We start from the raw sequence: 12566 nt of genomic DNA on the forward strand, positions 1-12566 counted from the left end.
GGATTGCCTCTGTTTTTTCAATCCCACATATAAGGAGTTTCTTGATAGACATAATAATTGAGCCAGTTTGAAAAAAACAGGTGTGCGTGGGAACGCCAGCGATTTGCCGGTTTTTGCCCAGGGTCGTCTCCAGGGAAATAATTTTCAGGGATTTGGATATCCAGTCCCTTCTCAAGGTCCCTTGCATATTCCTCCGCTAGCGTCTCTGCCTCATATTCCAAATGGCCCGTTACCATGATTCTTTTTCCATCATCAGAGGCGATGATAAATGCGCCAGCCTTTTCAGAGACTGCCAGGAGCTTCAGGCCGGGTGTCCTCGAAATAGATTCTAAGGATACATCGGTGTTCCTCGAGTGAGGTGCCAGGAATTGATCATCAAATCCTCTTAGCAGTTTCTCATTCTCTGATTGCACACGATGGCTGTAGATGCCTGAACATTTCCTTGGGAGTTCGAATTTTCCGATGCCATAATGGTGATACAGGGCTGCCTGTGCGCCCCAGCAAATATGTAGCGTAGACGTGACATGGCTGGTCGTCCAATCCAGAATATCTTTCAGTTCTTCCCAATAGTCCACTTTTTCAAATTCAAGCAGTTCGATAGGTGCCCCAGTGATGATCATCCCGTCGAATTTCTGCTCCCTGACAAAGTCAAAAGTGTGATAGAATTCCTCAAGATGATAGGCTGAGACATTCCTGGATTCATAGGTGGCCGTTTTTAAAAAGGTGATATTCACCTGGAGCGGTGTGTTTCCAAGAAGACGGAGAAGATGCCTTTCGGTTTTTTCTTTTTCTGGCATAAGATTCAGGATCAGGATATTCAAAGGCCGGATATCCTGCTGCTCGGCCCGGCTGTTGTCCATCACGAAAATATTCTCCTTCTCCAAAATTTCCCGGGCAGGCAGATGTGCCGGTATTTTAATAGGCAAAAGATAACCTCCCTTAAATAGTTTGAATTAAATAACTTTTATTATAATCCGAATTGTTTGACGGAGCAATTGGCTAAAGAATAAAATTTCTAAACTGTCAAATTTTTTTCACCTTTGTATGTTGTTCAGATGTTAGAATATAATAGCAAAAGCATATAGATAATATCTGGGGGGATTGGGAATTGGAAACAAATATTCAAGTAAAGTCAGATATTGAAATTGCACGTGAAAGTAAAATGAAGCCGATTATGGAAATCGCAGCAAAGATTGGTCTTGATGCTGAAGAAATTGAAATGTTTGGAAAATATAAAGCAAAGCTTTCAGCTGAAGCGCTTGCTAAATTGAAAACTAAAGAGAGCGGGAAGGTAGTCCTCGTTACGGCCATCAATCCGACAGCTGCAGGGGAAGGGAAATCCACTGTAACAGTCGGCCTTGCTGATGCGATGAACCGTCTCGGGAAGAAAACAATGATAGCCATGCGTGAACCATCATTAGGCCCAACGATGGGCATCAAGGGTGGCGCCACTGGAGGGGGTTATGCGCAGGTCCTTCCAATGGAAGATATCAATCTCCATTTTACGGGAGATATCCACGCGATCACGACAGCCAATAATGCTCTTGCCGCCTTGATTGACAATCATATCCAGCAGGGAAACAAGCTCCGGATCGACCAGCGCCGGATTGTCTGGAAAAGGGCCCTCGATATGAATGACAGGGCATTGAGGAAAGTCATCATCGGTCTTGGCGGGCCGACACAGGGTGTGCCCCGGGAGGATGGTTTTGATATTACGGTCGCTTCCGAAATCATGGCCGTCCTTTGCCTTGCGAGCGACCTGAAAGATTTAAAACGCCGTCTGGCAAGGATGGTTGTTGCATACAATTATGATAAACAGCCAGTAACAGCAGGTGATCTGGGTGTGGAGGGAGCGTTGACGCTGCTTTTGAAAGAAGCGGTGAAACCGAATCTTGTCCAGACAATTGAACATACACCTGCCCTGATTCATGGGGGGCCATTCGCGAACATTGCTCATGGATGCAATAGTGTGATTGCGACGGAAGCTGCATCGAGGCTTGCCGATTTTGTCGTGACAGAAGCCGGATTCGGGGCCGACCTTGGCGCGGAGAAATTCCTGAACATCAAGACAAGGGCAGCTGGAATCGAGCCTGCCGCCGTTGTGATTGTTGCTACCATCCGGGCGCTCAAAATGCATGGCGGCATGAAAAAGACAGAGCTGGCAACTGAGGATGTCAAGGCTCTGAAGGACGGATTCACGAACTTAAAGAAGCATGTTGAAACGATTGCCGGCTTTGGGCTGCCATTTGTGGTCGCAATCAATCGCTTTATCACCGATACGAAAGCCGAGACAGACACATTGCTGGAATTATGTGAAGCTGCCGGGATTCCCGCTGCCCTGACCGAAGTATGGGAAAAAGGGGGCACAGGAGGCCTTGAGCTTGCTGAAAAATTGATAGAAACCATCGACAATACAGAGAACGCCTTTGCCCATTTGTATGATCTTTCCGATCCACTTGAAGTGAAAATCGAAAAGATCGCAAAAAATGTCTATGGAGCAGATGGAGTGGACTTCTCCCCTAAAGCGAAAAAACAGCTGGCTGAATTTGAAGACTATGGGTGGGGTGTGCTTCCGGTTTGCATGGCTAAAACCCAATATTCCCTTTCTGATGATCCGTTAAAGCTCGGCAGGCCATCAGGCTTTACCATAACCATAAGGGAATTAAAGCCATCAGTTGGAGCAGGCTTCATTGTCGTGTTGACAGGGGATGTCATGACGATGCCAGGCCTGCCGAAAATTCCGGCGGCCATGAATATGGACGTGGATGACGAGGGAAATGCGGTCGGCCTGTTTTAGATGTAAAAGGAGTGTTACAGCCTTTGTTTGATCCAACAGCATATGAAAATATCAGGGTTGTCATTGAAGGTGCGGTTTATGACAGGGATTTAAGCGGAGAGATATTGGTGATTGACCGGAATGATTGGTTCAATGCCGCCAAAATGTCGCGAAAATATGAAATAACTTTCTCTCTGACCGGGAATTTTCCTTCCCGTTTTTCAGGTTCGATTACAATCGAAGCTGGCATCGAGAATCTTGCAGCGGAGCTTATGGAGACCGGGAACGCCTCGCAGCTTGCCGGCTGCATTGTCAAGATCCATTTTTTGATCGAGCATCCTGACGAACCCTCGGTCTTCGGGGAAATCCAGGAAATCCTCGAGTCGGTCTGGGGCAGGGAAAGAGTAATTGAACAAACCGTGCAATCTTCACCGTTCGCAAACAATACATTAGTAAAAAACGCAGTGACTGTTTCCTTCAATCGCCTTGTTTATGAACACCAAATTGAGGATCTAGCCGGGATGATCGATTATATGATCATGTCTCTTGAAAAACTTCATGAGGCTATCACAATCTAATAAAGAAATTCCTGCCGAAGTAGGCAGGAATTTTGTTTATTTTTTTAGAACTATTTTAAAAAATAATCGAGGGGGAACTCGTTTGAAGAAAATTGCTTGGGTCACCGATAGCACAGCCTATCTGGATGAGGCTCTGAAAACCCATCCTGATGTATATCAGGTGCCAATGACGATTGTGCTTGATGACCAGGAATATTTGGACGGGAGGAATTTAACCGCTGAAGAACTTTATGAAAAGCTGAAACACCTGAAAACACCGCCAAAGACATCTCAACCGCCTGTTGGTGCTTTCCTGGAACTCTATGAAAAGCTTGAAAAGGAATATGATGCTGTTTTTACCATCCTTGTTTCCGCCAGGCTCAGCGGGACGGTAGCCTCCAGTGTCCAAGCAGCTCAATCTATCTCCATGCCTGTGGTGACATTCGATTCGAAGCTATTGACTTATCCGCTTACTTCCCTGTTGAAGAAAGGAATGGAATATGCCAAACAAGGAGCCAGCCTGGAAGAAATTCAAAAAAAGCTTGAAAAGGTTAGGGATTCAAATGAAACCTATGTCCTGATCGGCAGCCTGGAACAGCTCCATCGAAGCGGCCGAATGTCCGGTCTCCGGTTTTATCTGGGGAGCATGTTGAACATTAAGCCGATCATCAGTATAGAGGATGGTGGCCTTGCAACCAAGGACAAAGTTCGTAGTGACAGGAAAGCGAGGGAAAAGATCTTTGATTACTTAAGAGCATCCCATCAGGAACATACAATCAAAGAGGTGTATATCCTTTATGGCCTGCATAAGTGCTCGGCTGATGAATGGCAAAAAGAGCTTGAAGACGAATTTCCTGATATCCGATTTATCAGTTGTCCAATCGGCGCTGTTATTGGCGTCCATGCAGGAGAGCACACAATCGGAATCAGTTGGAATAATATCGAAGGATAAGTGCCATGTTTACTGGCGCTTTTTTCTTTTCGGATAGTCAGGAAAGACCGCCAAATAAAGGATTGAGAATCTCCGTATAATCGCGTATGGCGGGGCCTTCCACTTAACCTGCTTTGACGCATTTCTCCAGAGAATCATACTGACTGAGTATAGATTAACGGGCATTACAGAAATCGGCAAAGATGCCTTGAAAGGAACCATTTATACAGGATTAATTGAGGTATATGATAAAATAGTTTCCGAGGAAAGCGGGTGGCAAAATGAATGAAATGATAAGAGCTGCTGAACTCTTCGTCAAAAATGAGCTTGAAAAGGATTCATCCGGACATGACTGGCATCATATTGACAGGGTAAGGAAGAATGCCAGGCTTATTTGGAGCAAGGAGAACCGGGGAGACTGGTTCATCATCGAAATGGCAGCATTGCTTCATGACATCCCGGACGGGAAACTGAATGAAACGGAAGAAGCGGGTTGGAGTAAGCTGTATTCCTTTTTGTCCACTCTGAATCTGGATGACAGATTGGCTGCGATGATCTTAGAATGTATCGAAAAAGTCTCATTCAAAGGTGGAAGGGACATAGAACTTAATACCATCGAAGCGGAAATCGTCCAGGATGCTGACCGGCTGGATGCCCTTGGAGCAATAGGAATTGCCAGGGCATTTGCATATGGCGGAAAGAAAGGCCATCCCCTTTATGAACCAGGGCTTGCAGTCAGGGATCAAATGACAATTGAAGAATACCGCAACGGTGATAGTTCTTCGATCAACCATTTTTATGAAAAGCTTCTGAAGCTTAAAGATAGAATGAACACTGCATATGCAAAACAGCTCGCAGAGGAGCGGCATCGATTCATGGAAAAGTACCTCTCACAATTTTACAGCGAATGGAATGGTAAGGCATGAAGATGATTACGATTGAAGACTTGACAAAAACATACGGAGAAAAACAGCTATTCAATAATATCACTTTTACGATTGGCGAGCATGAACGGGTTGGCCTGATTGGAGTGAACGGGACAGGGAAATCATCGCTGCTGAATATTGTCGCCGGCATAGATCAAGCGGATTCTGGACGGATTACATATCCGAAGGATTATAAAATTTCCTTTCTCTCTCAACAGCCAGAAATGGATCCGGACAGCACGGTACTTGACCAGGTTTTCAGCGGGGAAGCTCCTATTTTAAAGCTGATGAGGGATTATGAGTCGGTACTTTCGCAGCTTGGAAGCAATCCTGAAGATGCAGGGCTTCTTGAAAAACTATACGGATTACAGAGACGCATGGACAGTTCAAACGCCTGGGATGCCAGCACTGCAGCCAAATCGATCCTCATGCAGCTGGGGATTTCTGATTTCACAAAGAAGACGGGGGAGCTATCAGGGGGCCAGAGGAAGCGGGTCGCACTCGCTCAGGTATTGATAGAAGCACCTGATTTGCTGATCCTTGATGAGCCCACTAACCACCTTGATTATGAAACTGTAAAATGGCTGGAAGATTATTTGTCAAGGTATCCGGGATCGCTATTGCTAGTTACCCATGATCGCTATTTTCTTGACAGGGTGACAAACCGGATATTCGAACTTGATGGCGGCTCATTATACAGTTATAAGGGAAACTATGCGAGTTTCCTTGAAGCAAAGGCAATAAGGGAAGAAAATGAAGCGGCGACATTTGAAAAAAAGAAAAACTTGTTCAGACAGGAACTCGAATGGATCAGACGAGGCGCAAAAGCCAGGACAACAAAGCAAAAAGCACGTATCCAGCGATTTGATAAACTCGATGAAGAACTATCCGCAGTCAAGGCGTCTGATAAGCTGGATATAGCCCTAAGCGGCAGCAGGCTTGGAAAACAGGTTCTTGAGTTGAAGGGGGCTTCCAAGCAATACGATGACCAGGTAATCCTTGCTGATTTTGATTTGCTTGTGAAACCAGGTGACAGGCTTGGAATCATCGGTCGCAATGGTTCCGGGAAATCGACATTGTTGAATATTCTTGCGGGAAAGATTCCTCTTGACGCCGGTGAGTTAATTACAGGGCAAACTGTCAAGGTCGCTTACTACACCCAGGAAAATGAGGAAATGGATGAGAACAAGCGGATGATCGAATATCTTAAGGAAACGGCAGAGCTGGTAAAGACAACAGACGGAAAGGTGATTTCAGCAGCGCAGATGCTGGAAAGGTTCCTGTTCCCGATGTATTCACATGGAACTCCCATCCGGAAATTGTCCGGGGGAGAGAAACGCCGGCTTTATCTATTGAAGCTGCTCATGGAAGAACCAAACGTACTCTTGCTGGATGAACCGACGAATGATCTTGATACACAAACATTGACAGTCCTCGAGGACTACCTTGAAGAGTTCCCTGGAGTTGTCCTCACAGTCTCCCATGACCGCTATTTCCTTGATAAGGTGGTCGACCAGCTTCTTGTCCTTGAAGGGCAAGGGAAGACTGAATTTTATTTCGGGAACTACACGGATTTTCTTGAAAAATGGCCAAAGCTTGCAGAGGAAAGCCAACCAGTAAAAAAAGACAAAGCTAAACCGGAAGAAAAGCAAAAGAAAAAGCGGATGTCCTTCAACGAAAAAATGGAATGGGAAAGCATCGGTGATAAAATTGCTGCTGCCGAAAAACGGCTCGAAGAGGTTCAGGAAGAAATGGCGGATATCGGGAGCGACTTTGAAAAAGGGCAGGCTTTGATGAAGGAAGAAACTGAGTTGAACGACCATCTTGAGTACCTGATCGAACGGTGGAGCTATTTAGCGGAGATAGCAGAGAATGAATAACTAGCGTTTCATTGAGAATAATGGGCGAGCAGGCGGTACTGATATCTTGCCAGGACCTCTGGTAAATTGCTTGATCATCACGATCTTTCGCACTGAAGAATGTTTGCCGTCATCTTTTATGCCTGCAGATAAAAGATAACATAGCCGGCTTCCATGATTTAAAAAAACTGTTATGTTAAAATGGCTGCAATTAGAAAAATAAAGGGGTGGGAACGTGAAAATTTTATCGATTGAACCAACACCGAGCCCAAATACCATGAAAATAAACCTAGATGAAGAGCTTCCAATGGGGAAAAGCCACAACTACAAGAAGGATGCCGCAGAAGGTGCCCCATACGTGGTAGTCAAAATACTTGAAATTGAAGGGGTAAAAGGTGTCTACCATGTGGCAGATTTCCTTGCTGTCGAAAGGAACTCAAAATACGACTGGAAAGCGATACTGCCTGAAATAAGGAAGGCTTTTGGCGAGGATGCCGGAAAGGCAGCTGCCGAAACAGGCAATATTGATAAGCACTTCGGTGAAGTGAAAGTTCTTATCCAAGTCTATAAAGGAATCCCGATGCAGGTCAAGCTGACGGATGGGACGGAAGAGAAGCGGTTTGGCCTTCCCGATCTGTTTGTTCAAAGTGTTGCTAAAGTGCAAACACCCGAGGATAATATTGTGATGGTCCGAAAATGGAAGGAGCTCGGAGTCCGCTATGGCGGGCTTGAACAGGTCGGGCAGGATGTTGTGGAAGAGATATTAGCTGCATACCCGCCAGATCGCTTGGCAGAGCTCATCAAGTTTGCCAACAGCCCTTCAGGGGAAGAAGGACAAAAATCCGCAAAGAAAAAGATCAAGGTTTCCGAGGCTGATCTTGACCACCCAGATTGGCGTATAAGGTACCAGCTTTTAGAACAGATGGATGATCCGGAGCTTACGGACTTGCCGATGCTCAAGAAAGCATTGAACGACGATAAGGCCTCGATCCGCAGGCTTGCCACAGTCTACCTCGGGATGATAGAAGACGAAGCAGTTCTTCCCCTTTTGTATAAGGCATTGAAAGACAAGACGGTTACCGTGCGCAGGACCGCAGGAGACTGCCTGTCAGATTTAGGTTATCCGGAAGCGATGGAGGCAATGATGGGCGCCTTGAAGGACCCAAGCAAGCTAGTCCGTTGGCGTGCTGCTATGTTTCTGTATGAAGCAGGGGATGAAAAAGCGCTTCCTGCTTTAAAAGAAGCGGAGGAAGATCCTGAGTTCGAGGTAAGCATGCAGGTGAAACTTGCGATTGCGAGGATTGAACAAGGAGAAGAGGCCAGGGGCTCTGTGTGGAAGCAAATGACCGAAGCGAGAAAACAATAAGTTTTATTCATGTATAATGCCGGATTTATGACAAATCCGGCTTTTTTGCATGGTTTACTGCAGGAAATGGCATGCTTCATCATGCTAATTTTATCTTGATCACATGAGAAGGGAACCTATAGGCTTTTATGTAACGCGGAGTATAGTCCCATCACTGGAACGGTAGTATGCTGAATCCACGTTTTGCTCCACATATTATTGGCGGATATTGAATTCTTTTATTAAATCATATGGGCGTCCAAATCCTTTCGATGGGGTAAGTTACCATTCAAAAGTACGGAAAATGTATCCGCTTACTTAAAAATAATAAATTAAATTTTGTGAAAATTATTGCAAATAGACGCAAAAAAGGGTATCGTAGTGAATAAAAAATTGGGAGGGACCTCTAGTGGAAAAAGACTTAAGGATCAAAAGCCATGTATTCAGCGATGATGCCAGAAAGGCTCCCAACAGGGCGATGTTGAGGGCGGTGGGTTTCAGTGATGAAGATTTCAGGAAGCCGATGATTGGCATTGCGAGCACGTGGAGCGAGGTAACGCCTTGCAATATACATATAGACAAGCTTGCTGTCAGGGCCAAGGAAGGAGCAAGGGCTGCAGGCGGAGCGCCACTTATCTTCAATACCATTACTGTTTCTGATGGAATCTCAATGGGAACGGATGGCATGCGTTATTCGCTTCCAAGCAGGGATCTGATCGCTGATTCAATCGAGACAGTAGTGGAAGGGGAAAGCCTCGATGGATTCGTCGCGATTGGAGGCTGTGATAAAAATATGCCAGGCTGTATGATGGCAATCGCTCGGATGGACTTGCCTTCGGTATTTGTTTACGGCGGAACAATCAGACCAGGCAAGCTAGATGGCCAGGATATCGATATCGTCTCTGCTTTCGAGGGGGTAGGAAAGTTCAATAAAGGAGAAATCGATGATCACGGCTTGAATAAAATAGAGTGCCACGCATGTCCTGGAGCAGGTTCATGCGGAGGCATGTATACTGCCAACACTATGGCAAGCGCCATTGAAGCGCTTGGGATGAGTCTCCCGGGAAGTTCGTCAAACCCTGCTGAAACGGCTGCCAAGCATGATGATTGCCAATCTGCAGGGAAAGCAGTCTACCATTTGCTCGAAAAAGGTATCAGGCCAAGCCAGATCCTTACAAAGAAAGCATTCGAGAATGCGATCACCGTTGTCATGGCTCTTGGCGGTTCAACCAACGCCATTCTCCATCTGATGGCGATTGCACACGCGGCAAAAGTTGATTTGAAGCTGGACGACTTTAATGATATCCAGAAGAAGGTCCCGCATATCGCAGATTTGAAGCCGAGCGGAAAATATGTCATGCAGGATTTGTTCGAGGCAGGCGGAATTCCAGCGGTTATGAAATTATTGCTGAGAGAGGGGCTTCTGCATGGGGATTGCATGACAGTGACAGGAAGGACACTTGAAGAGAACCTTAACGACTTCCCTGAATTAAAGGATGGGCAGAAGGTGATCCATCCGGTTAGTGCTCCCCTTAGAAATGACGGTCCGTTGATTGTCCTTAAAGGAAATCTCGCTCCTGCTGGGGCTGTAGCAAAAGTTTCAGGTTTGAAGGTAAAAAGCATGACAGGCCCAGCTAAAGTCTTCGATGATGAGGAGTCCGCCTCAAAAGCTGTTATGGCCAACGAGGTCGTTGCTGGCGACGTTTTGGTAATCCGTTATGAAGGGCCGAAAGGCGGACCCGGTATGCCTGAAATGCTGTCTTTGTCTGCGATCCTCGTCGGCAAGGGGCTTGGCGAAAGTGTAGCGTTACTGACGGATGGGAGGTTCTCCGGAGGAAGCCATGGGCTGGTTGTTGGCCATATTGCACCCGAGGCTCAGGTTGGAGGCCCAATTGCCCTTATCAGCAATGGTGACATGATCACAGTTGACAGCGAGCGGAAATTGCTTGCGGTAGACTTGACGGAGGAAGAATTTGCTGCCAGGAGACTGACATGGAGCCCGCCGGAGTTCCCTTCAAGGGGAACACTGGGAAAATACGCGAGACTTGTATCATGCTCATCTAAAGGGGCAGTGACGGATCTGTTCGAGCAAAACGATTCAAAAAAGCCAGTCCTTAGTTAATGAAGATGGAACTGTTGCCTTTATCATCCACAATGTTGTATGCTAACATTGCATCTATTTTGGGAGGGATCCTATTATGTCAATGGCATATGAAGAATATATGAGGCAAATGGTAAAGCCAATGAGGGAAGAACTTACACGTGCAGGCTTCAAAGAATTGCTGACTTTTGAAGAAGTCGAGCAGTTCATTGAAAATGCAACAGGCACGACCCTTGTTGTTATAAACTCAGTTTGTGGCTGCGCTGCAGGCCTGGCGCGCCCGGCAGCTACCCAGGCAATCCTGAGAAGTGAAAAGACACCTGATCACCTTGTCACAGTGTTTGCTGGACAGGATAAGGAAGCAACGGCAAAAATGCGCGAGTATTTTACTGGGATCGAGCCTTCCTCACCTTCAATGGCACTGCTGAAAGGGAAAGAAGTTGTCCATTTCATTCCACGGCATGATATTGAAGGACAACCGATGGAAAGCATCATGGAAAACCTCGTATCAGCTTTTGAAAAAAACTGTTAGAAACTGAAAGGATGTCATCTGACGTCCTTTTTCTTTTCAGCTTGCTTGGCATGTTTGGTTGGGATTGGAAAGAACTGATATTATATTTCCTTTGGTCGATGCTTTCCCTGGAAGCTGTTTCATTGGAGAAGTGCCGTTCAATGGAAATCCTGGCAAGCGCTTTAAGGGATGACCATCCGCTTGCCGGAAACTGATTCCAAAGGAATCCGACTCGTTTTTTTGGAAAAAGAGGTGGTGAAAATGTTCGTTACAACGGCAGGCAGGACAAACGATGAAATGGTTTACCAGGCTCGCGAAATAGCCGCCAGATTGATGGTAGAATATATTCCCAGGAAGAAACGGTCAATCAAAGCCATTCAAGAAATGAAGCAGCAGGATTGCCTCGTCATTGGAAAAGATAGACTGGAACTTTTTCCATTAGGCGAGAGTGAGCCATTCTTTTTCCACCCCAACTCAGCTATGTTCCGGATCAAACGGCTGATGAAAGGGGAGACAGACCCAATGATTGCTGCTGCCAAGCTGGAAAAGGGCATGAGTTTTCTCGATTGTACTCTGGGACTTGGCGCAGACAGCATTGTTGCCAGCTATGTTGTGGGCAGCAAGGGGATTATCAAAGGCATAGAAGCCCGGAAAGCGCTAGCTTTCATTGTAAGTGATGGGTTGAAAACATGGGATTCAGGAATTGAATCGATCAATCATGCGATGAGGAATATCGAGGTTGTGGAAAGTGTTTCACTTGAGTATTTGAAGCTGCAGCCAGACAACAGTTTTGACTGTGTTTATTTCGATCCAATGTTTGAGACGACAATCGTTGAATCGGATGGAATCCGTAGGTTGAGTCATTTTGCGGCCTACGAGGGAATCTCGAAGGAAATGATCGAGCAAGCGCATCGAGTGGCAAGAAGGAGGGTGGTACTCAAGGACCACTTTCGAAGCCCCCGGTTTGCACGGTTCAATTTCAAGGTGATCCAGAGGAAATCGGCAAAGTTCCATTTTGGCGTCATAGAAAAAGAATGAGATGGCAACCTCATTCTTTTTCTGTTTTATAGGCAAGTTAGTATCCTGTTTTTGCTGCTGGATAATCTCCGGCACCTGCTCTAAGAAGCCTGACCAAAAGGCGGCATAACAGCAGGGTGACAAGTTCCCTATGGCATCATCCGGCACCATAGGGGAGGGATGAAAAAAACCTTGGGCAGCGTGACCTGATCCCTGTCTCCAAGATGCCCGTCTCACGCCTGTTTAGACATTCCCATGCTCGACAGATACCGAGACTGACAAAGTAAGGGGGGTGCCCCCGTAAGCACGCTTATAAGGAAAATCCCCTTCTCTTAATCAGCAATTGCCAGATAAACAAAATATCCAAGCATCAAAAGACTGAAAGCGACAATTATCCATGACCACTCCATTTGTTAGACCTCCCTCGAACAAAAACATTCTGATTATCTTAATCAATATCCTTTTTCAGAAATTTTGAAACCCGTTCCCTTTTTTTTCGTATAAACAAGTATAATAATATATATATTTATATCGTGTTTTATC

General features: G+C 45.9%; 11 protein-coding genes. 10 read left to right on the forward strand and 1 reads right to left on the reverse strand.

Annotation, left to right across the window (positions count from 1 at the left end; all coding sequences use genetic code 11):
* Window positions 1-17: 17 nt before the first annotated feature.
* Complete coding sequence (gene metA, locus JJQ88_RS07060; protein ID WP_210365036.1) at window positions 18-926, reverse strand: homoserine O-acetyltransferase MetA; 909 nt, start codon at window positions 924-926, stop codon at window positions 18-20.
* Between the two features lie 182 nt (window positions 927-1108).
* Here metA and JJQ88_RS07065 point away from each other — a divergent pair, with 182 nt between their 5' ends.
* The 10 genes from JJQ88_RS07065 to JJQ88_RS07110 all read left to right on the forward strand — a co-directional run bounded on the left by JJQ88_RS07065 (window position 1109) and on the right by JJQ88_RS07110 (window position 12044).
* Window positions 1109-2797, forward strand: coding sequence for a formate--tetrahydrofolate ligase (locus JJQ88_RS07065; RefSeq protein WP_210365037.1), 1689 nt, complete (start codon window positions 1109-1111; stop codon window positions 2795-2797).
* 23 nt (window positions 2798-2820) lie between these two features.
* Window positions 2821-3354, forward strand: a complete 534-nt coding sequence (locus JJQ88_RS07070) for a hypothetical protein (RefSeq protein WP_210365038.1) — start codon at window positions 2821-2823, stop codon at window positions 3352-3354.
* Between the two features lie 82 nt (window positions 3355-3436).
* Window positions 3437-4285, forward strand: coding sequence for a DegV family protein (locus JJQ88_RS07075; RefSeq protein ID WP_210365039.1), 849 nt, complete (start codon window positions 3437-3439; stop codon window positions 4283-4285).
* Between the two features lie 260 nt (window positions 4286-4545).
* A complete protein-coding gene (locus JJQ88_RS07080; protein WP_210365040.1) occupies window positions 4546-5190 on the forward strand; it encodes an HD domain-containing protein in 645 nt (214 codons plus the stop codon).
* Complete coding sequence (locus JJQ88_RS07085; RefSeq protein ID WP_210365041.1) at window positions 5187-7070, forward strand: ABC-F family ATP-binding cassette domain-containing protein; 1884 nt, start codon at window positions 5187-5189, stop codon at window positions 7068-7070. The genes JJQ88_RS07080 and JJQ88_RS07085 overlap by 4 nt, the downstream gene beginning before the upstream one ends.
* A gap of 214 nt (window positions 7071-7284) precedes the next feature.
* The gene (locus tag JJQ88_RS07090) at window positions 7285-8415 is read left to right on the forward strand and encodes a virulence factor (RefSeq protein WP_210365042.1); all 1131 of its coding nucleotides are present in this window, start codon (window positions 7285-7287) and stop codon (window positions 8413-8415) included.
* A 388-nt stretch (window positions 8416-8803) separates the two neighbouring features.
* Window positions 8804-10516 (forward strand): dihydroxy-acid dehydratase, encoded by a 1713-nt coding sequence (gene ilvD / locus JJQ88_RS07095; protein ID WP_210365043.1) that lies wholly within the window; start codon window positions 8804-8806, stop codon window positions 10514-10516.
* A gap of 76 nt (window positions 10517-10592) precedes the next feature.
* Entirely contained in the window at window positions 10593-11027 is a 435-nt protein-coding gene (locus JJQ88_RS07100) for a BrxA/BrxB family bacilliredoxin (RefSeq protein ID WP_210365044.1), read from the forward strand.
* 11 nt (window positions 11028-11038) lie between these two features.
* Window positions 11039-11221, forward strand: coding sequence for a hypothetical protein (locus tag JJQ88_RS07105; protein ID WP_210365045.1), 183 nt, complete (start codon window positions 11039-11041; stop codon window positions 11219-11221).
* A gap of 46 nt (window positions 11222-11267) precedes the next feature.
* Window positions 11268-12044, forward strand: coding sequence for a class I SAM-dependent methyltransferase (locus JJQ88_RS07110; protein WP_210365046.1), 777 nt, complete (start codon window positions 11268-11270; stop codon window positions 12042-12044).
* The last annotated feature ends 522 nt before the right edge of the window (window positions 12045-12566 follow it).

Source organism: Bacillus sp. REN3, from assembly GCF_017912555.1.
In the GTDB taxonomy this organism is placed as follows: Bacteria; Bacillota; Bacilli; order Bacillales; family Cytobacillaceae; genus Mesobacillus.